The sequence below is a fragment of the Proluteimonas luteida genome (assembly GCF_021191695.1).
Lineage (GTDB): Bacteria > Pseudomonadota > Gammaproteobacteria > Xanthomonadales > Xanthomonadaceae > Luteimonas > Luteimonas luteida.
In genome coordinates this window covers 37295-57999 of sequence record NZ_JAIWPT010000016.1, presented here as the reverse complement: position 1 = coordinate 57999, position 20705 = coordinate 37295, and the positions used below count along the sequence as shown (strand labels likewise).

Annotated in this window: 24 protein-coding genes and 1 tRNA gene; 18 read left to right on the top strand and 7 right to left on the bottom strand. The window is 69.9% G+C overall.

The features are described 5' to 3' along the window. Window positions 1-8 precede the first annotated feature (8 nt). Both LDO26_RS14140 and prmA read right to left on the bottom strand, forming a co-directional pair. Entirely contained in the window at window positions 9-1040 is a 1032-nt protein-coding gene (locus tag LDO26_RS14140; protein ID WP_232131742.1) for a DUF3426 domain-containing protein, read from the bottom strand. 42 nt (window positions 1041-1082) lie between these two features. Then, a complete protein-coding gene (prmA, locus tag LDO26_RS14135) occupies window positions 1083-2006 on the bottom strand; it encodes a 50S ribosomal protein L11 methyltransferase (protein WP_232131741.1) in 924 nt (307 codons plus the stop codon). A gap of 256 nt (window positions 2007-2262) precedes the next feature. Between prmA and LDO26_RS14130 the strand changes: the two genes are divergently transcribed. The 9 genes from LDO26_RS14130 to LDO26_RS14090 all read left to right on the top strand — a co-directional run bounded on the left by LDO26_RS14130 (window position 2263) and on the right by LDO26_RS14090 (window position 10297). Then, entirely contained in the window at window positions 2263-3240 is a 978-nt protein-coding gene (locus tag LDO26_RS14130) for a hypothetical protein (protein WP_232131740.1), read from the top strand. Next, window positions 3237-3692 carry a hypothetical protein gene (locus tag LDO26_RS14125; protein WP_232131739.1) on the top strand — a complete coding sequence of 152 codons (456 nt, stop codon included), beginning with the start codon at window positions 3237-3239 and terminating at the stop codon, window positions 3690-3692. The genes LDO26_RS14130 and LDO26_RS14125 overlap by 4 nt, the downstream gene beginning before the upstream one ends. Before the next feature lie 331 nt (window positions 3693-4023). Beyond that, the gene (locus LDO26_RS14120) at window positions 4024-4497 is read left to right on the top strand and encodes an FKBP-type peptidyl-prolyl cis-trans isomerase (protein WP_232131738.1); all 474 of its coding nucleotides are present in this window, start codon (window positions 4024-4026) and stop codon (window positions 4495-4497) included. Window positions 4498-4690: 193 nt separating this feature from the next. Beyond that, window positions 4691-5350 carry a hypothetical protein gene (locus LDO26_RS14115; protein ID WP_232131737.1) on the top strand — a complete coding sequence of 220 codons (660 nt, stop codon included), beginning with the start codon at window positions 4691-4693 and terminating at the stop codon, window positions 5348-5350. Window positions 5351-5573: 223 nt separating this feature from the next. Next, window positions 5574-6521 (top strand): tRNA dihydrouridine(20/20a) synthase DusA, encoded by a 948-nt coding sequence (dusA, locus tag LDO26_RS14110; RefSeq protein ID WP_232131777.1) that lies wholly within the window; start codon window positions 5574-5576, stop codon window positions 6519-6521. Beyond that, window positions 6518-7429, top strand: a complete 912-nt coding sequence (locus LDO26_RS14105; RefSeq protein ID WP_232131736.1) for an arginine deiminase-related protein — start codon at window positions 6518-6520, stop codon at window positions 7427-7429. The genes dusA and LDO26_RS14105 overlap by 4 nt, the downstream gene beginning before the upstream one ends. 229 nt (window positions 7430-7658) lie before the next feature. Continuing rightward, complete coding sequence (locus LDO26_RS14100) at window positions 7659-8018, top strand: PepSY domain-containing protein (RefSeq protein WP_232131735.1); 360 nt, start codon at window positions 7659-7661, stop codon at window positions 8016-8018. Window positions 8019-8074: 56 nt separating this feature from the next. After that, window positions 8075-8761 (top strand): response regulator transcription factor, encoded by a 687-nt coding sequence (locus LDO26_RS14095; RefSeq protein ID WP_232131734.1) that lies wholly within the window; start codon window positions 8075-8077, stop codon window positions 8759-8761. Between the two features lie 117 nt (window positions 8762-8878). After that, window positions 8879-10297, top strand: coding sequence for an ATP-binding protein (locus tag LDO26_RS14090; RefSeq protein WP_232131733.1), 1419 nt, complete (start codon window positions 8879-8881; stop codon window positions 10295-10297). A gap of 5 nt (window positions 10298-10302) precedes the next feature. On the opposite strand, the gene LDO26_RS14085 is transcribed toward LDO26_RS14090, so the two are convergent. After that, complete coding sequence (locus tag LDO26_RS14085; RefSeq protein WP_232131732.1) at window positions 10303-11100, bottom strand: M90 family metallopeptidase; 798 nt, start codon at window positions 11098-11100, stop codon at window positions 10303-10305. Between the two features lie 16 nt (window positions 11101-11116). Then, window positions 11117-11386, bottom strand: coding sequence for a hypothetical protein (locus tag LDO26_RS14080; RefSeq protein WP_232131731.1), 270 nt, complete (start codon window positions 11384-11386; stop codon window positions 11117-11119). A gap of 223 nt (window positions 11387-11609) precedes the next feature. Between LDO26_RS14080 and LDO26_RS14075 the strand changes: the two genes are divergently transcribed. From LDO26_RS14075 to LDO26_RS14060, 4 genes are all read left to right on the top strand, one after another. Continuing rightward, on the top strand, window positions 11610-12608 hold the full coding sequence (locus tag LDO26_RS14075; RefSeq protein WP_435594094.1) for a biotin--[acetyl-CoA-carboxylase] ligase: 999 nt from the start codon (window positions 11610-11612) through the stop codon (window positions 12606-12608). Further along, entirely contained in the window at window positions 12605-13363 is a 759-nt protein-coding gene (locus LDO26_RS14070; RefSeq protein WP_232131730.1) for a type III pantothenate kinase, read from the top strand. Before LDO26_RS14075 ends, LDO26_RS14070 begins: the two co-directional genes overlap by 4 nt. A gap of 9 nt (window positions 13364-13372) precedes the next feature. Continuing rightward, window positions 13373-14098 (top strand): hypothetical protein, encoded by a 726-nt coding sequence (locus tag LDO26_RS14065; RefSeq protein ID WP_232131729.1) that lies wholly within the window; start codon window positions 13373-13375, stop codon window positions 14096-14098. Between the two features lie 194 nt (window positions 14099-14292). Then, window positions 14293-14368, top strand: a tRNA-Thr gene (locus tag LDO26_RS14060). 10 nt (window positions 14369-14378) lie between these two features. On the opposite strand, the gene LDO26_RS14055 is transcribed toward LDO26_RS14060, so the two are convergent. Beyond that, window positions 14379-14666 (bottom strand): helix-turn-helix domain-containing protein, encoded by a 288-nt coding sequence (locus LDO26_RS14055; protein ID WP_232131728.1) that lies wholly within the window; start codon window positions 14664-14666, stop codon window positions 14379-14381. A gap of 90 nt (window positions 14667-14756) precedes the next feature. Here LDO26_RS14055 and LDO26_RS14050 point away from each other — a divergent pair, with 90 nt between their 5' ends. Then, window positions 14757-15218, top strand: a complete 462-nt coding sequence (locus LDO26_RS14050; protein WP_232131727.1) for a hypothetical protein — start codon at window positions 14757-14759, stop codon at window positions 15216-15218. 14 nt (window positions 15219-15232) lie between these two features. Here LDO26_RS14050 and LDO26_RS14045 read toward each other — a convergent pair whose 3' ends face one another. Further along, window positions 15233-15730, bottom strand: a complete 498-nt coding sequence (locus LDO26_RS14045; protein ID WP_232131726.1) for a hypothetical protein — start codon at window positions 15728-15730, stop codon at window positions 15233-15235. Between the two features lies 1 nt (window position 15731). Further along, window positions 15732-16676, bottom strand: a complete 945-nt coding sequence (locus tag LDO26_RS14040; RefSeq protein ID WP_232131725.1) for a hypothetical protein — start codon at window positions 16674-16676, stop codon at window positions 15732-15734. A 439-nt stretch (window positions 16677-17115) separates the two neighbouring features. On the opposite strand from LDO26_RS14040, the gene LDO26_RS14035 reads away from it, so the two are divergent. From LDO26_RS14035 to LDO26_RS14020, 4 genes are all read left to right on the top strand, one after another. Continuing rightward, window positions 17116-17415 (top strand): helix-turn-helix transcriptional regulator, encoded by a 300-nt coding sequence (locus LDO26_RS14035; protein WP_232131724.1) that lies wholly within the window; start codon window positions 17116-17118, stop codon window positions 17413-17415. A 3-nt stretch (window positions 17416-17418) separates the two neighbouring features. Beyond that, window positions 17419-19443, top strand: coding sequence for an AAA family ATPase (locus LDO26_RS14030; protein ID WP_232131723.1), 2025 nt, complete (start codon window positions 17419-17421; stop codon window positions 19441-19443). Between the two features lie 476 nt (window positions 19444-19919). Continuing rightward, window positions 19920-20432, top strand: a complete 513-nt coding sequence (locus LDO26_RS14025) for a hypothetical protein (RefSeq protein ID WP_232131722.1) — start codon at window positions 19920-19922, stop codon at window positions 20430-20432. Then, window positions 20425-20670 (top strand): hypothetical protein, encoded by a 246-nt coding sequence (locus tag LDO26_RS14020; protein WP_039955633.1) that lies wholly within the window; start codon window positions 20425-20427, stop codon window positions 20668-20670. The genes LDO26_RS14025 and LDO26_RS14020 overlap by 8 nt, the downstream gene beginning before the upstream one ends. The last annotated feature ends 35 nt before the right edge of the window (window positions 20671-20705 follow it).

The following is a 20705-nucleotide window of genomic DNA, read 5'->3' as shown; positions in this document are numbered from 1 at the left end:
GCGAGCGGTCAGCGGAAGTCGAACGCGAACGAGACCGCCGGCACTTCCGGTTCGACGATCGACAGCGCGATCGTGGCGCTGGCGCCGGCTTCGATGACACCGTCGCCCGGTGGCGTGGCGAGGTATTCGGCCGGTTCGAACGCGCGCATGCCGATCGCGCGTCCGTCGACGTCGGACAGGGTCAGCAGCATCCGCGGCCAGGCCTGCGCCCAGCGCGCGTCGTTGCGGAACGTCGCGTGCACCAGCAGGTGGTCGGGCGCATCGGGGTCGGGGCGGACGTCGCGTGCCAGCAGGGTCAGTGCCGCCGGCTCGCGCCACGGCGGCAACCCGCAGCGCAGCACCGTGCAGACCGAGACCAGCAGCGGGCGCCAGCCGGGATCGCGCGCCAGCCGCGCGCGGTCGACCAGCAGGATCAGCAGGACCAGCAGCAGCGACAGGGCCGCGATCGCCGCGAGCAGCCAGCGGCGCTGGCGGGCGTCGATCTGCGGCGCGCGCGTGCCGCCGGCACGGACGAAGGTCGGCGATGCGCGAGCGGCCGGCGGCGCTGCGTCCGGCGAGCGGGTGACCGGAAGGCGTTCGACGGTCGGGTCGTGCGCGACGGATGCGGGAACCGGCGCCGGGACCGGCGCAGCCCGGGCCTGCGGCGCGGCGGCAGGCTGCGGTTGCGCCTCGCCGGTCGGATCGATGTCGATGTCGGCGGCCGGTGCCGGCGCGGCTGCTGCATCGGCTGTCGCCTGTGCGGCTTCCGGCGTTTCGGATGCCTGCGCCGTCGGCGGCGCGGGCGTGGCCGTTGGTGCAGGTTCCTGCAGGGCGGCCGGTGCGGGCGGGGCGGGAACCGGTGTGTCGGCCGCCTGTGCGTCGGCCGCCAGCGGTTGCGGCGCCGGCGCGGGCCGCAGCAGCGTGGCGACCGACGGCGCCGCCACGGCCGCGGGCGCTTCCACGCGCAGCACGCCGTGGCAACGCGGGCACCGCAGCGGTGGCAGGTCGCTGACCGGATCGGTCGCCACCAGCGCGCGGCAGTGCTTGCAGTTGATGAACATCGCGCTATTGAATCACGCCGCGCGCGAACTGCGGCGCCAGGCTCAGACCGCCCGGCGCACCCCGTCGATGCGGACCCAGTCGCCTTCGCGCGTCACCGCCAGCTGGTCGAACCACGGCCGGTAGCGGCGCAGCAGTTCCTCCTCCTGACCGTCGAGGATGCCCGACAGCGCGATGCGTCCGCCCACCGCCACGCGTCCGGCCAGGGTCTCGGCCAGCGCGTCGAGCGCGGAGGCGAGGATGTTGGCGACGACCACCGGATACGTGTCCTGCGGCGCGTCCGCGGGCAGGAACACCGCGAGCGCGTCGCCGAGCCCGTTGCGCTGGGCGTTGTCGGTCGAGGCCAGCAGCGCCTGCGGATCGTTGTCGACGCCGACCGCGCGCGCCGCGCCCAGCTTCAGCGCCGCCAGCGCGAGGATGCCGCTGCCGCAGCCGTAGTCGAGCACGGTCGCGCCGGCCAGCGTGCCGGCATCGGCCAGCGCGTCAAGCCACTGCAGGCACAGCGAGGTCGTCGGATGCGTGCCGGAACCGAACGCGAGGCCGGGATCCAGGCGCACGACCGCGGCTTCCGGCGCATCGGCGCCCTCCGGCAGCGGGGCATCCCACGGCACGATCCAGGTGCGCCGGCCGAACTGCAGCGGCACGTACTGGTCCATCCATGCCCGCTCCCAGTCCTGGTCCTCGACCTTGCGGAAGCTGGCGCGCGACCAGTCGAGCCCGGCGTCGAACGCGTCCAGCGCGGCCAGCAGCGCCAGCGCATCGGCCCCGTCGTCGAACAGCGCGGTCAGCACCACCGATTGCCACAGCGGCGTCTCGCCGACGCCGGGCTCGAGGATCGCCTGCTCGTCGCTGGTGTCGGCATCCGCGTCGAGCATCGTCACCGCGAGTGCGCCGACATCCTCCAGCGCATGCGCATAGCGCGGCTGGTCGGCTTCGGTGCATTGCAGACGCAGTTCGAGATAGGGCATGGCGGGGGCTCGTGGGCGGGGGCGGGCATCTTCGTGCCGCAGGCCGCGCAGGTAAAGCCCGGCGTGCCTGCGGGTCGCGCCGGCGCATGAGACGCGCATGCGGATGGCGACGGCGTGCGACCGGTTCTGCGTGCAAACCGTGACGGAATCGATGCGCCGCGCGCACGGCAGCGATGCCCGGGCATGGCCGGCGCCGGCGGTCGGCTACAATCGCCGTTCGCACCCAGCACCGCGCCGGAGTCCCATCTCCCACGTCATGACGGGCAAGCTGTCCATCGCGATCGTCATCTGCGCCGTCATTGCGGCGCTCGTTTCGATGTACGTCGTTCCTGCCGCGGACCGGCCAGCGCCGGCTGCGTCCGATGCCGCCGCGGATGGCGTGGAAACCCCTGCGTTGCCGCGCATCGCGCTGGCGCCTGCGGCAGGATCCGGGCAATCCGCATGGCACGGCCACCGCATAGCGTCCGCGACCGCCGCGACGCCCGCGCAGATGCGCGCGGCCTTCGAACGGTCGCCGGACCTGTTCGCGTTGCTGCAGTCGCTGCAGACCGCGGCGCGCGCCGGCGACGCCGAGGCGCGCTGGCTGGTCAGCCGGATCCACGAATACTGCGCGCCGGTGGCGCGCTCGCCGGTCGGCTATGCGCGCGACAGCGAACTCATCGACAGCCTCGGCCTGCAGGCCGGCGCCGCGCTGCGCGACGCGCGCGACCGCGTCGGCCGGCGCTGCGCGCGGTTCGTGCCCACCGACGCGCCCAGCTTCGTGCAACTGGTCGAGGCGCGCGAGGACGCGGCACTGGCCGGCAGCCTCGCCGCCGAGGCCGCACTGCTGGCAATGGGCGCGCCGCTGGCCGACGACGACGCCTACCGCGCCGATCTCGTCGAACGGGTGCAGGCCTCGCGCGATCCGGAGGCGTTCGTCGCACTGGCGCCGGCGATGGGCGTGGCCGCCAGCGGCGACATCGCGCTCGAGGGACGCGTGGCGGGGACCCAGCGCGCGGAGGTGGCCTGGAACATCGCCGGATGCCGGCTCGGCCAGCCATGCGGTCCGGACAGCGCGCTGATGACCCATTACTGCGCCAACGGCGGCATCTGTGCGCGGAACGGGCGACAGGACTTCGAAACGTTCGTGCGCGATGCGGCATTGCCGCGCGAGGACGCGGAGGAGATCGAAACGATGGTCGATGTACTGGTGAACAAAGAAACAGACGAACAGGTCGGGATGGTGTCGCGATGAAGAAGAAACCCGCAATCAAGAGCAGGCTGCGTTTCTGGCTGTGGTCCGCATTGTTCGTCGGTTACTCGGCGGCAGTGGCCGGCGTGATGATCGACGCGATCGGCGACAACTACCGCGAGCTGTCGACGGTGGCGGAGACCACGACCGAAGCGGCGCCCGAGCAGCGGCAACTGGGTGCGGCGCAGGTTGCCGCGCTGTACCGGGCGCAGAGCGCGACGCCGCTCGTGTCGCTGCCGCCGGGCAGCACCTTCCGCGTGGTCTGGCCGGACGGCTCGAGCGAGGTCGTGCGCATCGTCAGCCAGGCCGACGCGCAGGGCGTGGAAGTGGTCGACGGCAGCCAGCGGGATGCCGCCGGGCTGCCGCTGGGACAGGCGGAACTGCAGGTGCAGCCGGTGTCGACCGAGACGCCGCGGCGCGACCCCTCGGCCATGGCCGAGGCCTTCCGCGACTGAGAGGCTGAGAGTAGATCGAACGCCTACTGCGACCGCCGCCGAACGCCCAGCGCGCCTTGCCGCGGACGCCCGGCGACGCGCTCGCTACGGCGTTCGATCTACTCTCAACCTCTGAGCGTGCACGGTCGCTCGTGGCCCAGGTGGTGCACTCTGGCCGGCTGCGCCGGCGCGGCTGGCGCGGCTGAACCTGCGTTACCGATGCCGGCCCTCCGGTTTGCGGCCCGATCGCCCAGCCGGTATCGTGGTCCGCGATGTATCGCTTCGCACCGTGGGTCTACCGGTGCCTGTCCGTGTCACCCCCCTCCCTTCATTCCATACCAAGGAGATCCCCATGGAGATCGCCGCTGCACGTGTTGCCAGCTTCCACTACACCCTGACCGACGACGCCGGCAAGGTCATCGACAAATCGCCCGAATCGCAGCCGCTGCGCTATTTCCATGGCGCCGGCAACATCGTGCCGGGCCTGGAGAAGGCGCTCGACGGCAAGCAGGCCGGCGACGCGCTGCAGGTCGTGGTCAAGCCGGAAGAAGGCTACGGCGTGTGCAACGAAGGTTTGATCCAGTCCGTGCCGCGCGAGGCGTTCCAGGGCGTCGACAAGGTCGAGCCGGGCATGCAGTTCCAGGCCCAGACCGGCAACGGCCCGCTGCTGGTGACGGTGGTGGAGGTCGACGATGCCCAGGTCAGGATCGACGGCAACCATCCGCTGGCCGGCCGCACCCTGAATTTCGCGGTGCAGGTGGTCGACGTTCGCGATGCGACGGAAGAGGAAAAGCAGGTCGGCCGGGCGCTGCCTGCGGCCGCCTGATCCGCGCTGGCGGCCGCCCGCGCGCACCGGGCAGCCGTGCGTGGCCCGGTGCGCGCTGATCCCTGCGGCCGCCGGTGTCGCCATATCCGACCGTTGTCACGATATCGGGGCCGGTGCGCATTGTTTGCGGTGATACGATGCGCCGGCGTCTGCGCACGCCCAGCGTCGGCGGTTCCGGATCGAGGGATTCCCGATGAATGCAAGCACCGGCGCGAGCCTCGAACGCCTGCAACGCGACATGCGCCTGCTCAAGGCCTACGCGCTGGTCCTGACGGTCGCGCTGCTCGCGCTCGGCCTCGTCGCCGTGCGGTCCCCTTCTTCGCAGTCGGTGCTCGACGTGGAGCGGATCAACATCGTCGACCCGACCGGCGTGACCCGCGTGGTGATCGCCAACGCCGAGCGCTTCCCGCTGCCGAAACTCGACGGCCGCGAGTATCCGCGCGCGGTGCAGCCTGCGGGGCTGGTGTTCTACGACGCCAAGGGCGACGAGCTGGGCGGGATCGCGATCACCGATGCCGAGATGGGCAAAATCAGCGCGCTGGCCTTCGACTACCCCAACTACGACGCGATGGGCATGGTCACCCGGGTGAGCGCCGACGGCAGCGACGCCATGGCCGGTTTCCTCATCAATTCACGGCCGCCGGCCGGGCTGGACGTGATCGAAGCCAGCCGCGTCGTCGAGCGCCGCATCGGCATCCACAACCGGAACGAGGACGCCGAGATCGTGTTGGCCGATCCGCAGGGCCGCGACCGCATCCGCCTGGTGGCCGACGCCGCCGGCGATGCCCGCATCGAAGTGCTCGACGCCGAGGGCAACGTGACCTTCCGCGCGCCCGGCGCCGCGAAAGACTGACCGCTCCGCAGGGCGCGGCCCGGCGACTTCCGTCTGGACGCACGACGCAATGCGCCATCCCGACGGGGGACCCGAATCCGCGCGGTGTAATCTGACGGCATTCCGAAACCAGCGAAATCGACCGTTCATGCGCGTGACCGAACAGCACGACGATCTGGACAACGCCCTGGAATCGCGCGGGAAATCGCGCTATGGCGCCTCACTGCGTCTGTCCGTCGCTCCCATGATGGACTGGACCGACGTCCACTGCCGGCAGTTCCACCGGCTGCTCGCGCCGGGTGCGCGGCTGTACACCGAGATGGTGCATGCCAACGCGGTCATCCACGGCGACCGCGCGCGGCTGCTGGCGATGACGCCGGAGCAGGCGCCGCTGGCGCTGCAGCTCGGCGGCAGCGAGCCGCGGCTGCTGGCCGAGGCGGCGCGCATTGCCGCAGCGCACGGGTTCGACGAGATCAACCTCAACTGCGGCTGCCCGTCGGACCGGGTGCAGGCCGGGTGCTTCGGCGCCTGCCTGATGCGCGAGCCGGGGCTGGTGGCCGACTGCGTGGCGGCGATGGCGGCGGCCAGCGCCGTGCCGGTCACGGTCAAGTGCCGGCTCGGGGTCGACGACGATGACGACTATGCGGCCTTCGCCGCGTTCGTCGACGGTGTCGTCGCCGCCGGCGCGTCGATGGTCGTGGTGCACGCGCGCAACGCGTGGCTGCAGGGCCTGTCGCCGAAGGAGAACCGCGAGGTCCCGCCGCTGCGCTACGACTGGGCGCACCGGCTCAAGCGCGAGCGCCCCACGCTGCCGGTGGTGCTCAATGGCGGGATCGCGACGCTGGAGGACGCGCTTGCGCAGCTCGGGTCGGTCGACGGGGTGATGCTGGGCCGCGCCGCCTATCACGATCCGTATCTGCTGCACCGGACCGATGCGGCGCTGGCCGGCCTGCAGCCGCGCCCGCGGGCCGAGCTGCTGCGCGCGCTGCGTCCCTATGTCGAGGCGCAACTGCAGGCCGGGGTCGCGCTCAAGCACATCACCCGGCACGTGCTGGGGCTGTTCCACGGGCAGCCGGGCGGGCGGCAGTTCCGCCAGGTCCTCAGCGAAGGTGCGCACCGCCCGGGCGCCGACTGGACGCTGGTGGAACGTGCGCTGGCCGCGACCGCGCCGCGGGCCCGCGCGGCGGCATGATCACCCGCGACGCCGACGCGTTCTTCGCCGCGGCGCTGGCCTGTCCCGCCGATTTCGGCCCGCCGACCGCGCGGGCCGCGTTCCTGGTGTCGCCCGAGGGGTTCGGCCGTGCCGAGGAATCGGCGCGCGACAACCGCTACATGGCCGCCGCCGCCGCCTTCGATCCCGATCTGGCGATGCGCGAGCACCGGGCACTGCAGCGCCGGATGTCGACCGTGCTGCCGACCGTGTGCTTCGCCGGCGATCCGGCGACGCCCGACGCGGTGTTTCCCAACAACGTGTTCGCGACCGTGGACGGGCGCGCGATCATCGGCCGCATGCGCCATCCGGTCCGCCAGGCCGAGGCGTCGCGGGCCGATATCCGCGGCTTCCTGCGCGATGTACTGCGGCACCGCGAGATCGACCTGTCGACCCAGCCGCATCCGTGCGAGCTGACGGGCTCGCTGGTCATCGACCGCGCCCGCGGCCTGGGGTTCTGCGGCCTGTCGGAGCGCTGCGACGAGGCCGGTGCGCGGCTGATGCACGAGGCGTTCGGGCTGCGCGCGACGCTGTTGTTCGACCTGGCACCGGGCGAGTACCACGGCAACGTGGTGCTGGCGGTGCTGGCCGGGCGCGCGGCGCTGGTGTGCCCGCAGGGCTTTGCCGACCCGACCGTCGGCGACGCCATCGCCGGCTTCTATGGCGCCGCCGGCTTCCGGCTGGACGCGGCCGCGAAGGCCGCCTTCGTGGCCAACGCCATTGCCCTGTCGCCGGCCAGCGTGTGGATGAGCGCGGCGGCGGGGGCGGCGCTGCCGGCCCCGGTCCGCGCGGGGCTGGAGGCGGCCGGGTTCGTGGTCGAGACCGTGCCGCTGGCGGCGGTCGAGGCCGCGGGCGGCTCGCTGCGCTGCTGCGTCGCGGAGATCTACTGAGGGGCCGCGCAAGGATCGCCCGCCGGCTTCGGCCGCCCGGGCTCCGCACCGCACTCGCGATGGCGCCCGGTTTCCTGTCGCCTCCGGTCCGAAGGCCGGGCCCAAGCCCTTGAACCTGAACAGGTTTGGCAATGCGAAGAAAAAGTTAAGGACGGATTCACCGCCCTGCTCCAAGAATCCGGGACGTTGTTCCAGTTTCATCCCTGTCCCCTGTCGAGGAGCGGCCAGCGTGTCCGTTGCGGTGCCCCGTCTGCTGTTGATCCTGCTGCCCGCCGTCGTTGCGGGCAGCGTCGCAGTGCCGGCGCGGGCCTTCGACGATCCGCCGCGGCCGCGCGTCGAGCAGGACCGGCGCGGTGACGTCGGGACGCCGCCGCAGCGCCGCAGCCGGGCCCAGGATTCCATGTCCGAATCGGTGCGCCGCATCGAACGCACGACCCGGGGCCGGGTACTCAGCGCCGAGCGCATGCACTCCGACGGACGCGACCTCAACCGGATCAAGGTGCTCGACGACAGCGGCCGGGTGCGCGTCTACGTCGACGATCCGCAGCAGCGCGGACGCCCGGTGCGTGCACGCGGCGATGACGATTGATCCTGCATTCTCGCCCCATTCACGGCCGATCCGGCCGTCTCGACCGGAGTTGACCCATGCGTATCCTGCTCGTCGAAGACGAAGCTCCCCTGCGTGAGACCCTCGCGGCCCGGCTGAAGCGCGAAGGCTTCGCCGTCGATGCCGCACAGGACGGCGAGGAAGGCCTGTACATGGGCCGCGAAGTGCCGTTCGACGTGGGCATCATCGACCTCGGCCTGCCGAAGATGTCGGGCATGGAGCTGATCAAGGCCCTGCGCGAGGAAGGCAAGCAGTTCCCGGTGCTGATCCTGACCGCCCGTTCGAGCTGGCAGGACAAGGTCGACGGCCTCAAGCAGGGCGCCGACGACTACCTGGTCAAGCCTTTCCACGTCGAGGAGCTGCTGGCGCGCATCAACGCGCTGGTGCGCCGCGCCGCCGGCTGGAGCAAGCCCACGCTCGAATGCGGCACGGTGATGCTGGACCTGGCCGCGCAGACGGTCAGCGTCGACGGCAAGAACGTCGACCTCACCAGCTACGAGTACAAGGTGCTCGAGTACCTGATGATGCATGCCGGCGAACTGGTCTCGAAGGCGGACCTGACCGAGCACATCTACCAGCAGGATTTCGACCGCGATTCGAACGTGCTGGAGGTGTTCATCGGCCGCCTGCGCAAGAAGCTGGACCCGGAAGGCACGCTCAAGCCGATCGAGACCGTGCGCGGCCGCGGCTACCGGTTCGCGATCCCGCGCAACACCGAAGGCTGACGCGGCGTCGCGCCGTTCCGCATCCCGGCCGCGTGCCACACCGCCGGGCAATGCCGGCGGCGCGCGCGTGTAGGCTGTCCGACAGGCGCGGGACAGGGCTGGAGCAGGGCGTGAACGATGGCAGGTGAGACACGACGGCAGCTGCACTGGCGCCCGCGCTCGTTGCAGGCGCGCCAGTTGCTCGCCGCCAGCCTCGGCCTGCTGGCGTTCCTGGCGCTGGCCGGCTACGCGCTCGACCGGGCGTTCATCGACGTCGCCAGCGAGGGCCAGCGCGAGCGCCTGCGCAACTACGTCTACGCCTACGCGGGCGACATCGATTTCCTGCGCGGCGGCGAGATCTACACCTCCGAGTCGTCGCCCGACGACCGCTTCCTGCGGCCCGGCAGCGGCCTGTATGCCGAGGTCGTCCTGCCCAACGGCTACTGGAGTTCGCCGTCGGCCTCCGGGCCGCAGCTGCCCGACGCCGGCATGCTGGCCGCGCGCGAGGAGAAGTTCGAAGGTCCGCTGTCGATGCTGCGCAGCGACGGCACCCGCGGCGAGGTCTACCGCTACGGCCTGGGCCTGCTGTGGTCGCCCGAGGGGCGCAGCGACGAGGAGTTCGCCTACACCATCTACGTGATGGAGGACGCCGGCATCGTGCCGCGCCAGGTGCGCGTGTTCCGCGCCGCGCTGTGGGTCAACCTCGGCATCGCCGGGTTGATCCTGCTGCTGCTGCAGGGGCTGATCCTGCGCTGGAGCCTGTGGCCGCTGCGCCGGGTGGAGAGCGAGCTGGTGCGCGTGCAGCGCGGCCAGGCCGAGCGCATGGGCATGCAGCACCCGCGCGAGCTGCTGCCGCTGACCGAGAGCATCAACGCGCTGATCGACAGCGAGCGCGAGCATCTCAACCGCCAGCGCAACACCATGTCCGACCTCGCGCACAGCCTCAAGACGCCGCTGGCGGTGCTGCGCTCGCGGCTCGACGCCGGCACCGGCGAGGCGGAGCTGCGCGAGGAGGTGGAAACCCAGCTGCAGCGCATGACCGACCTGGTGACCTACCAGCTGGCGCGCGCGGCCTCCAGCGGCCACCAGCTGTTCGCGGCGGCCATCGAGATCGAGCCGCACGCCGAGCAGATCGTGCGCGGGCTGGAGAAGATCTATGCCGCCAAGGGCACGATCTGCGAGTTCGAGATCGACTCCGCGGCGCGCTTCCACGGCGAACCCGGCGACCTGCAGGAGCTGCTCGGCAACCTGCTGGAGAATGCATTCAAGTGGGCGAAATCGCGGGTGCTGCTGACGGTCACCGAGGGCGAGCGCGCCCCCAACCGCCGGCCCGGGCTGGTGCTGGTGGTCGAGGACGACGGCCCCGGCATTCCCGAAGGCCGCATCGCCGACGTGCTGCAGCGCGGCGTGCGCGGCGACGAGCGCGTGCAGGGCCACGGCATCGGCCTGTCGATCGTGCAGGACATCGTCCACAGCTATCGCGGCGAGCTGCAGGTGGGCCGGTCGACGGAGCTGGGCGGCGCGCGTTTCGAGGTGCAGCTGCCGCCGGGGTTCTGAGCGCCTCAGGCCAGCGGCGGGCGGCCGTAGAACTTCGCCAGGTGCGCGGCGACGGCCGGAAATGCCGCCTGCAGCACCTGCGGCGCACTGAAGTGGTACTCGCTGCAGACCGCGAAGAACTCCTCCGGCGCCTCGGCCGCGTACGGGTCTATCGTGGTTGCGCGGCCGGCCTCGACCTCGGCGACGAAGCCGTCGTAGGCGCGCTGGAAATCCCGGGCCCAGGCCTGCTGCCAGTGGCGCGGCAGCGGCGGGGTGCCGTCGAGCAGTCCGTCGAGCGCGTCGAGCTTGTGCGCCATCTCGTGCACCGCGACGCAGAAACCGGCGTCGGGTTCGGCGATGTCGGCCTGCACGTCGGCCCAGGACAGCACCAGCGGGCCGCTCTCCCAGGCCTCGCCGATCAGTTCGTCGTCCCACTCGTGCATCACCCCGGCGGCGTCGACATGGGTGCGGTTCACCCGGAACGCATCGGGGTAGACGATCAGCTGCGACCAGCCGTGCAGGCCTTCCTCGCCGAATTCCAGCAGCGGCAGGCAGCACAGCGCGGCCAGCAGCAGGCGGTCGCTGTCGTCGAGGACCAGGTCGCCGATCGGGGTGATCGTCTTGTGCTGCAGGAAGCGCGCGGCCAGCGCCTGCAGTGCCGCCTCGCGGCTGCCGGGGCGCACGTCGACGGAGGAGCCCTCATCGGAGGGCGCGCCGTCGTCGAGCGTCCGCAGCCATGGCAGGCGCGTGCGCACCGCCTGCCACGACACGGGATCGGGCGCGGGCGGGGTGCCTGCGAACAGGCGGCGGATCAGCGAACGCACCACGGACCTGCTGGGTTCAGCGGAACATCCCCGGCAGGAAGCTGTGCCAGCGGGGGCGGGCGGCGCTGGCGCTGTCGGCAGCAGCCGGTACGCGCGGCTTCGCAGTGCCCAGCGCAGCAGCCGGGCCCTCGGCGTCGTTGCCGGCCGGCGTCGTCGACGGGGCGGCGACCTGGCACGGCGGCTTGCCTTCGGCATCGGCCAGGCGCACATCGCGCGCGGCGACCGGCAGGGCTGCCGCGAACAGCAGGCTGCAGAACACGAGTCGCATCGGCATTCGGATCGGCATGGGGACACTCCGGCGGGCGGGCGCGGGACCGCTCGCGACTATAACAGGGCGGCCATCGGCCCGGAACGCACCGCGACAGGCCGGCGGCGGTCGTCGATAATCGCCGGATGCCCGTCTCCCCTGTTCCCGCGCGCGCTGCGCTCCTGCGTGATGCACCGCGCCCGCGCGATGCCCTGCCGTGTGCCGCCGTCCGCGATCGCGGTACGTCCGGCGGTCCGTGCGCATGAATCCCGAGCGCGCGCTGCTGCAGCGGCTCATCGACGGCCCGGTCCCGGGCGACGTGCTTGCGCGCGAATCCGGGCAGACCCGGGCGGCGGTATGGAAGCGCATCGGCCTGCTGCGGGAGGCCGGCGTCCCGATCGTCGCCGTCCGCGGTACCGGCTATGCGCTGCAGCAACCGCTGACGCTGCTCGACGCCGACGCGATCCGCGCGGCGCTGGGCGACGCCACCCGCCAGCGGCTGGCCGCGCTCGACGTCGCCTGGACGCTCGACTCGACCAACGCCGAACTGCTGCGCCGGCCGATGCCCGGTGTCGCCGCGCAGGTGCTGCTGGCCGAGCGCCAGACCGGTGGGCGCGGGCGCCGCGGGCGGATCTGGCAGTCGCCGCTGGCCGCGCATCTGTACCTGTCGCTGCAGCGCGGCTTCGACGGCGGGCTGGCGCGGCTCGGCGGGCTGAGCCTGGTGGCGGGCATCACCGCGGTCGAGGCGCTGCACGGGCTTGGTTTCGGCGCGGTCGGGTTGAAGTGGCCCAATGATCTGGTGGTCGACGATGGCGGCGTGTTGCGCAAGCTCGGCGGCGTGCTGGTCGAGGGCGGCGGCGAGCATGCGGGCCCGGCCCGCGCGGTGCTGGGCATCGGCATCAACGTGCAGATGCCGGCAGGTGCCGCGGCCGGCGTCGACCAGCCGTGGTGCGATCTGGCGATGCTGTCGGCAATGCGCGCGCCACCGTCGCGCAATGCACTCGCGGCGGCGCTGGTCGAGGCCTGGGTGCACGCGCTGGCGACGTTCGACCGCGACGGCCTGGCGCCGTTCCTGGCGCGGTTCGCCGCGGTCGACGTGCTGGCCGGTCGCCCGGTCACGGTGCACGGCGGCAGTGGCGACCTGGCCGGCGAGGCCGCCGGCATCGCCGACGACGGCGCCCTGCGCGTGCGCCTGGCCACGGGCGTCCGGCACTTCCACGCCGGCGAGATCAGCGTGCGCAGGCAGGGCGCCGGCGCATGAGCACGTGGCTGTTCGACCTCGGCAACACGCGGCTGAAGTTCGCGCCGCTGCGCGACGACGGCACGCCCGGCGAGATCATCGGCGCGGCGCACGATGGCGGCCGCTTCGACCCGGCCTGGCTGGCGGGATTGCCGCAACGCTTCGATACCGCGCTGGTCGCCAGCGTCGCATCGCCGGCGCTGCGCGTCGCGCTGCTCGAACTGCTGGCCGCGCGTTGCCGGCGCATCACGCTGGCGACCACGTGCCGCGTGCTGGCAGGCGTGACCATCGCCTATCCGGAACCGTCGCGGCTGGGCGTCGACCGGTTCCTGGCCCTGCTGGCCGCGCACGCGCGGCTGCCGGGCCGTCCGGTGCTGCTCGGCGGCGTCGGCACCGCGCTGACGATCGACCTGCTCGATGCCACGGGCCTGCATCGCGGCGGACGCATCGCGCCGTCGCCGGCGCTGATGCGCGAGGCCCTGCATCGCCGCGCATCGCACCTGCCCGGGCACGGCGGCGATTACGCCGAGTTCGCGGTCGACACCGCCGATGCCTTGGTCTCCGGCTGCGACGGCGCGGCGCTCGGCCTGATCGAACGCAGCCTCGCCGCCGCCACCGGCCTGCTCGGGACGCCGCCATCCCTGCTGCTGCACGGCGGCGGCGCGGCTGCGCTGCAGCCGCATCTGCCCGCGGCGACGCTGTGCACGGACCTGGTGCTGGCCGGACTCGCGCGCTGGCATTGCGCGATCGTCCGAACGCCGCTCGATGGCCGCTAGAATCGCCCCATGCTGCTCCGCTCCCTTGTCGTCCTGCTGCTGATCCTCAACCTCGGCGTCATCACCTGGTGGGCGACGCGCGGGGCGCCCGAGGTCGTGGCGCCGGTCGTGCTGCCTGCCGATGTCCCGCGCCTGCAACTGGCGGGAGAAGTGGCGCCTGCAGCCGCGTCCCGCGACACCGGCACGGCCGAAGCGGGATCGATCGTCCGCGCCGACGAGGCCACGTCGACTGCCGTGCCTGCGACGCCGGCGCCCCTGCCTGCAGATCCGCCGCAATGCCACGCACTCGGCCCATTCGCCGACGCCGCCGTGCGCGACGCGGCGCAGGCGCGCCTGGCCGGCGTGGTCGTGCGCGCGTCGGCGCGCGATGTCAGCGAGGTGCCGCGCGGCTGGCGGGTGTGGATGACGCCGCTGGCCGACCGTGCCGCGGCCAATGCGATGGTCGCGCGGCTGGTTGGGGCCGGGTTCAACGACTACTACGTCATCGCCGACGGCGACGAGGCCAACGGCATCGCGCTCGGCCGGTTCGGCAGCGAGCCAGGCGCCGAATCGCGCGCGCGTGCGTTGCGCGGGGCCGGTTTCGAGGTGCAGACGGCGCCGCTGGGCAGCGTGATCGTGCGCCATTGGCTCGACGTCATGGCCGCCGACGGCGACACCGGCGAAGCGCTGCGCGCACGGGTATCCGCCGCCCGGGCCGAACCGCGCGACTGCAACGCATCGCGGGATGCGGGTTAGAATGCCGCTCCCCGCGGCGCCACGCGCCGCGGCCCGTGCCGGCATAGCTCAGTTGGTAGAGCAACCGCCTTGTAACTCGGACGCGGTTGTTGTGGTGACCGGCCGAAAGGCTAGGCGCGGCAAGGCTTTAGGCTCGCCAGCGCGTAAACTGCGGGACAAGCCGGACACGGTTTGAGCAAGAGAAGTACGACATCGCCGCTTTAGCTCAGTCGGTAGAGCAACTGATTTGTAATCAGTAGGTCGTCCGTTCGATTCGGACAAGCGGCACCATCCTTCGTAGTCAGCGCCGTTTCGCGCTGCTCTTTCTGGACTTCGGCTGGAGCTTGGCCGCGCGCTGCTCCAGGTATTCGCCCAGCAGTCCGAGCGGCGGCACGCCGAGAGCCTCGGCGAACTCGACCAGCTCAACGGCGTCGATGCGCCGCTCGCCTCTCTCGCACTTCGACACGAAGGTCTGCGTGTTTCCCAGCCGTTCGGCCAGATCGACCTGCGACACGCCCGCCCGCTTGCGGGCCGCCTTCAGGACGGTCAGCAGTAGCTGGTAGTCGGGATTGTGGGTCGATTGGGCCATCGCGCGGTGACAGGCTGGTCACCGCACGCTAGAGTCCGTATTGGATTAGTCCAAAATAGACTATTTATTGGCATTGCTCAGGGGGAGTGAATGAAGCGGATAGGGATTCTTCTGGTCGTCCTGGTGGTCCTGGCCTGGGTCGGATCGAAGCTGGTGCCGCGCAGTGAACCCGCTGTCGCCGCCGCGCCCGCAGTAGTGGCCGAGGGGCCGCAGAAGCAGGCCCAGCAGCCCGAGGCAACGAAGCCCGAGCCGGAGCGCCCCATGACGGCCGCGGAGAAGAAGGCGCAGCAGGAGAAGTGGTTCGGTGCCGAGACGATCGTGGCGGCAGAGCGCGCGGTGAGGGGCGAGCTGAAGGACCCGGACGCCGCGCAGTTCCGGGACGTGCGCGCCAACTACACCGAGGAGTTCGGCGTGGTCGCCTGCGGTCGGGTCAACGCCAAGAACGAGTTGGGAGGGTACACAGGCTTCCGGCGCTTCGTGTCGGGTGGAAAGAGCGTCATCCTTGAGGGGCGGGACAATGTGGCGGACGCATGGGTTGGCGCTTGCCTGTAGCGCCTCCCGAATCATCATTCGGACTTCTGACCGTTACGCCTTGATTCCACGAGTTCGTCGAAGCGCGCTAGCTGGAGATTGAGCAATCGGCTTGGAAGCATCAGTGAGTACATGAATGCGAAGGCAGCGAAGCCGAGATAAAGCGCTTCCAAGCAGGTGACCAGTCGTCCGTCCGGCTCGCGCTTGGCCACGATGGTCGTCAGAAAGACCAACGCAAGCACAATCAAGTAGGAGATGAAGAGCCACTTGTGGCGTACGAGCCGCTGGTAAACGTTGCTCCGCTTGACGGCGTCCGAACGCCACGTGCGCCCTCGATATAGGCCGGGCTCGCCCAGAAGGGTCATCACTGTGATGAGAAAGCCGGCCAGGATCGAGAATACGTTGACGATGACGCCGCGGGCTTCGTCGTTGCCGTGGACGAATGGCTGCCCGTACCAACCGATCACCGCCGAAACGGCGGTGATCGCGGCGAACAGCCCGATTCGGCTCCAGTCAACTTCGAGGGGACGCACGTCATTGCTCCAGCAGGTTCCCCTGCGTTATCTGGTCAAAGTAGATTCCCATCTCACCCCATACGCTGGTGTGACTGACGGAATTGTCCTTCGTTTCCACCTTCACGCCCGTCTGAAGTCGGATTTCCCCGGAAGTGATGCGTTCGTTCTTCTGGGTGATGATCGTGAACTCGCTTACGGGTGTCTCGGTGTCGTCATCAAGTACCGTCTCCGCGAGATCCTCGATAAAGTCCTGAGAGCTCTGGATCGCACGGGTGTTGCCGTCCAGCTTGACCTCAACATTCACGATGAGGTCCTCCAGCGCCTTCTGTTTGGTCAGCGACTGGTCCTTGCTTACTAGCGCGCCAAGCTCATCGCCGAGAGAACCGAGAGACTTTGCTATCCAACTTGTGCGGCGCGCCTTCGGCAAGCTCAGGTCGAAGGCGCTCACGGCCAGTTGGATGGACTTGACGCCGTGATCCTGGATCAGTTGCAACTTGTCCAAGTTGCTCGCAGGAACCAGATCGAAGCCGCTGGACTCATCATGAAGCTCTGCTTCCCTGAAAAGCTGGGACAAGTACAGCGACGCTTTGCTCTTGCTGATACCGTGCCCGCAATAAAGGACATGGTGTTCTTTCAGTAGCAGGAAGCAGTCTCCGTCCTTGAATTCCTTGCCTCTCGGAGGCGGCTGGGCGCCTTCGTCATCTTCGGCGGTAGTCGCCTTGGGCTGGAGCGTTGATGCCTGCACGCCAGGAACATATCGCGTGAGGTGCATCAGCGTACGCCCATTAGAATTGCTGAAGTGCTGAATCCGCACCACGTCTCCGCCGCCGAGCTCGATCTCGGTTGCATCGCAGGTGCTCTTCTTTCTTCGAGCCTTTTTTGCGATCGACTGAAGGTCAAAAGGCTGGTCGTCGCGTCTGGCGCGTAGGTAGTAGACCGTCTTGGTGGTTTGGTCTGCTGGCATTGTCCATTTCCCCCTGTGTTGGCATTCCTGAATGGATATTCAGGGACGGGAGGTCCGAAGTCAAAAGTCTGCTCTTGCTGCGTCGCAGCGATTAAGACTGCACAGGCTCGCCAGGCAGTCCGTGTCACATCCCAGGTCGTGCGACTTGATGCCGAGCAGCCCGGACCGAATCGGGCGACACGGGCTCACCGGGGAGCTTGGACGAAGTGCTGGTATCAGCGCGCGAGCCGTCCGGGTACAGTGTGGTTAATCGGCTGCCGACCAGACCAGCCCGAGGATCGCCGGCGATGGCTATGGCGATCAGAAGTGCTTTCGGTGGCAAGAACAGCCGAGGCCAGCCCAGAGTGACGAACTGAGCAGCCCATCTCTGCGACGCACAGCAGGCCCAGTCCCCCGGCGGCATTCCGCCTCCGTGGGAACTTGGAGATGGAGCACGCTTGTGACTACCCCCGAACCCAAGAAGCTCAACCCCGAAGAGCTGGCCGAACTGCACGCGCTTCCCGACGAGGCGATGGTCAAGCCCGAGGAAGCCGCCGCGCTCCTGCGGCTGAAGCGCGCCACGTTGGCGTGGTACCGCTGCCACGGCGGTGGCCCGAAGTACGTCCGCGTCGGACCGAAGCTGATCCGCTACCGCATGGGCGACCTGCGCGACTACTCGAAGGGCCAGCCGATGAGCGAGGGCGTCCGCAAGGTCGCCGCCGCGATGCTGGCCGCCCGCACCGCCAACGCGGAGGGCTGACCGATGGCCGCGAATGAAAACGCCCACGGCGTGCGAGACCGTGGGCGCAAGGGTACGACCGACCAGGAGAGCGAGCTGTCCAAGACTCACGGGATCAATGATGCCGCGGGGCACATCGCCGCGACGCCATCATTTGAGACCGCATCTGAGTACCGCCGCGTCCGACTCGACCTGATCCCGCTGCGCCACCGCGACAAAATGCCCGCCGACAAGCGGTGGCAGGAACGCGCCTACGACCAGTGCGAGGTATTGGAGCGCGCGAGGCGCGACGGCCTGAACCTGGGCGTGCGCCTGCCCGCCGACGTGGTCGTGGTGGACGTGGACCCGCGCAACTTCCCGACTGGGCGCGACAGCCTGGCCGACATGGCCGCCGCCTTCGGCTTGGACCTGACGTCTGCGCCGCATGTCCTCACCGGCAACCTGTCTCACCCCGGCCACCATTTCTACTTCCGCAAGCCCGCGGGCGCGGTGCTGCTGGACAGCGTGGACGGCTTCGAGGGCGTGGAGCTGAAGTCGCTCGGCCGCCAGGTCGTCGCGGCGGGTTCTGTGCATCCGACTGGCGGCCTGTACCGCTGGGCATCTGATTCGCCGCCGCTGCACGACATGCCCGACCTGCCCGCAAGGCTGGTCGAGGCGGCGCGCAGGCCGGAGAGGAGGCGCGCCACGGGCGCGGGCGAGATCACCGCCGAGCAGCTGGCCGCATCGCTGGAGCATTTGGACCCGACGGACTTCCGCGAGCACGACGCGTGGCGGGAGCTGATGATGGCCTGCCACCACGCGACCGACGGCGTCGGGCGGCAGGAGTTCATCGACTGGAGCACGTCCGATCCGAAGTTCGCGGATCACGAGTGGATCGTCGGGCGTCGCTGGGATTCACTGCACGCCGACCGCGACGACGCGGTGACCATCGCGACGCTGCGCAGGCGCCTCAACGAGGCCGGGTCCGACATCGCGCCGCCCGACGCTGCCGATGACTTCGACGTGTGGGACGAGGTCGAACCCGCCGAGGAGCGTAGCCGCTGGAACTTCCTTTCGCTGGACGACGTGGAGTCGCTGCCGCCGCCGAAGTGGCTGGTGCCCGGCGTGCTGACCGAGGGCAGCCTCGCCGCCATCTACGGCGCGCCGGAGTCGGGCAAGTCGTTCCTGGCGGTGGACATGTCGATGGCCATCGCGGGTGGCATCGACTGGCACGGCAGGCAGGTCGAGCGCGGCGGCGTCCTGTACATCGCCGCGGAGGGCGCGCCTGGCCTGGGCAAGCGCTTCCGAGCCTGGAAGGTGGACAGGTGCGCCCAGGGTCGCGGGTTCGACCTGCACCTCATGCGCGACGACCTCAACCTCGCAGCTGAGAAGGACGGCGGCGTGCGTGCCTTCGTCCAGGCTGTGTCCGACGAGCTTGGGCCGCTGCGCCTGATCGTCATCGACACGCTCAACCAGACGGCAGCAGGCGCCGACGAGAACTCGGCGAAGGACATGGGGCGCTACATCGCGAGCATGAAGCTGCTGCGCAACGTTACTGGCGCGGCGGTAGTCGTGGTGCACCACTCAGGCAAGGACCTGAGCAAGGGCATGCGCGGCAGCACCGCGCTGCTGGGCGCGATGGATACGACTGTCGAGGTGGAGCGCGCCAGCGATGGGCATTCGATCAAGGTGACGGTGAAGAAGCAGAAGGACGCGGATCGCGAACCCCCGATGCGCTTCAACATGGAGAAGGTCGGCGATTCCCTGGTGCTGCGTCCCACCGTGATGGTCGATGCGCAGGGTGAGTTCGGCGGCGCGATGGACCCCATCCTGGAGCTGGCACGGCAGGAGGCGAACGAGCGCGGCGGCAGCATACCGCTGAAGGAGCTGGCCGCGATCGTCTGCGAGCGGGACGGCGTCGCCGACAAGACGGCGAGGCGCAAGATCGAGGCCGCCATCCCCGATGGGCGCGGCAACGCCAGGGCGTCGATCGACGGCTTCATGGTGTGGCTGGAGCCGATGGACGCGCGCAACCCGAGGCTCGGAATCCTGGTCAGGACGGAGGGGTGAACGTGCGTTTTCGATTGTCACGGGGCGCGACTTTCGGAGTTCGATTGTCGCGCCCAGTGACAATCAGATTGTCGCCGAAAGTCAGTTTCGATTGTCAGCGCGACAATCTAAGCACGGCAAGCACTTAGGCCGTTTTCGGCCACCCGATTGTCAAAGCGAAAGTCACTGGCGGATTCGATTGTCACGGCGTTCGTCAGTCTATAGACGACGAACGTGACAATCAGTCCGACAATCGAAAAGCGAACCCCTCCACATCATCGAAAGCGCGTGGACGGATGCGTCCAACCGTGCGTGCCGTGTCCCTCGCGCGCGAGGCGAACAGGCCGAGCGATCCCACCGATGCACGCCACCTAATCGAGCATCGGATGGCCGACGCCATCCAAGCCGTTGATCCGACTGCTTGAACGATGGCATGCCTGCGCGCGTAAGCACGACACCATCACAACGTAAGCCACTTTTTACCCCGGAGACCGCACGTGCTTTCCATCCCGAACACCTTCACGCCCGAGCGGCGCGAGCTGTTCTTCCAGGTGCTGGAGGACACGTGCTCGCCCAAGCAGGCCGCGGCAGCGGCTGGCATCAGCAGGCAGACGGCCTTCTACCACAAGGCCAACGACATCGAGTTCCGCACGCGGTGGGAGAAGGCCATCGAGGTCGCCCTGGACGCGCTGCTGGACGAGGCGTACAGGCGCGCGGCGATCGGCTACGAAGAGCCCGTGATCCACCAGGGGCGCCTCGCCACCGTCGCGGACCCGACGACCGGCGAGGAACGGCCGCTCACCGTCAGGAAGCACAGCGACAGGCTCCTGGAGGTGCTGCTCAAGTTCCGCTACGGCGAGCAGATGGCCGACAGGCTGCGCGTCAGGGTCGAGGACACGGGCCTGTCGGCCGACGCGCTGCTGGCGATGCCCGCCGACGAGCGCGCCCAGCTCGTGGCGTTGCTCTCCAAGTACAACGCGGCGCGGCCGCAGGAGGAAGACGATGAGTGAGAACCTGAGCGTCGCCGAGGTCGTACAGCGCGCGGCCCAGATCGACGCCATGCTGGACGCGATCAACGGCACCGCGCCCGATGCGGTCCAGGCGATGGGCGGGCGCGACGCCCTGGCACGACGCAGCGAGATGACATGCATCGGCCCGGTGCCACGCTTGGACGCCGAGACCTGGGAGCGCATGTCGCAGGAATACGAGGGGCGGCGCGAGCATGGCAGCGTCAACCGCGGGCACTAACGGCCACGCGGTCGCCGTCGAGGTGGACGGGGTGC

Coding starts and splice junctions, on each gene's coding strand:
- LDO26_RS14140 (WP_232131742.1), bottom strand. CDS start 1,040: ATGTTCATCAACTGCAAGCACTGCCGCGCGCTGGTGGCGACCGATCCG.
- prmA (WP_232131741.1), bottom strand. CDS start 2,006: ATGCCCTATCTCGAACTGCGTCTGCAATGCACCGAAGCCGACCAGCCG.
- LDO26_RS14130 (WP_232131740.1), top strand. CDS start 2,263: ATGACGGGCAAGCTGTCCATCGCGATCGTCATCTGCGCCGTCATTGCG.
- LDO26_RS14125 (WP_232131739.1), top strand. CDS start 3,237: ATGAAGAAGAAACCCGCAATCAAGAGCAGGCTGCGTTTCTGGCTGTGG.
- LDO26_RS14120 (WP_232131738.1), top strand. CDS start 4,024: ATGGAGATCGCCGCTGCACGTGTTGCCAGCTTCCACTACACCCTGACC.
- LDO26_RS14115 (WP_232131737.1), top strand. CDS start 4,691: ATGAATGCAAGCACCGGCGCGAGCCTCGAACGCCTGCAACGCGACATG.
- dusA (WP_232131777.1), top strand. CDS start 5,574: ATGATGGACTGGACCGACGTCCACTGCCGGCAGTTCCACCGGCTGCTC.
- LDO26_RS14105 (WP_232131736.1), top strand. CDS start 6,518: ATGATCACCCGCGACGCCGACGCGTTCTTCGCCGCGGCGCTGGCCTGT.
- LDO26_RS14095 (WP_232131734.1), top strand. CDS start 8,075: ATGCGTATCCTGCTCGTCGAAGACGAAGCTCCCCTGCGTGAGACCCTC.
- LDO26_RS14090 (WP_232131733.1), top strand. CDS start 8,879: ATGGCAGGTGAGACACGACGGCAGCTGCACTGGCGCCCGCGCTCGTTG.
- LDO26_RS14080 (WP_232131731.1), bottom strand. CDS start 11,386: ATGCCGATCCGAATGCCGATGCGACTCGTGTTCTGCAGCCTGCTGTTC.
- LDO26_RS14075 (WP_435594094.1), top strand. CDS start 11,610: ATGAATCCCGAGCGCGCGCTGCTGCAGCGGCTCATCGACGGCCCGGTC.
- LDO26_RS14070 (WP_232131730.1), top strand. CDS start 12,605: ATGAGCACGTGGCTGTTCGACCTCGGCAACACGCGGCTGAAGTTCGCG.
- LDO26_RS14065 (WP_232131729.1), top strand. CDS start 13,373: ATGCTGCTCCGCTCCCTTGTCGTCCTGCTGCTGATCCTCAACCTCGGC.
- LDO26_RS14055 (WP_232131728.1), bottom strand. CDS start 14,666: ATGGCCCAATCGACCCACAATCCCGACTACCAGCTACTGCTGACCGTC.
- LDO26_RS14050 (WP_232131727.1), top strand. CDS start 14,757: ATGAAGCGGATAGGGATTCTTCTGGTCGTCCTGGTGGTCCTGGCCTGG.
- LDO26_RS14040 (WP_232131725.1), bottom strand. CDS start 16,676: ATGCCAGCAGACCAAACCACCAAGACGGTCTACTACCTACGCGCCAGA.
- LDO26_RS14030 (WP_232131723.1), top strand. CDS start 17,419: ATGGCCGCGAATGAAAACGCCCACGGCGTGCGAGACCGTGGGCGCAAG.
- LDO26_RS14020 (WP_039955633.1), top strand. CDS start 20,425: ATGAGTGAGAACCTGAGCGTCGCCGAGGTCGTACAGCGCGCGGCCCAG.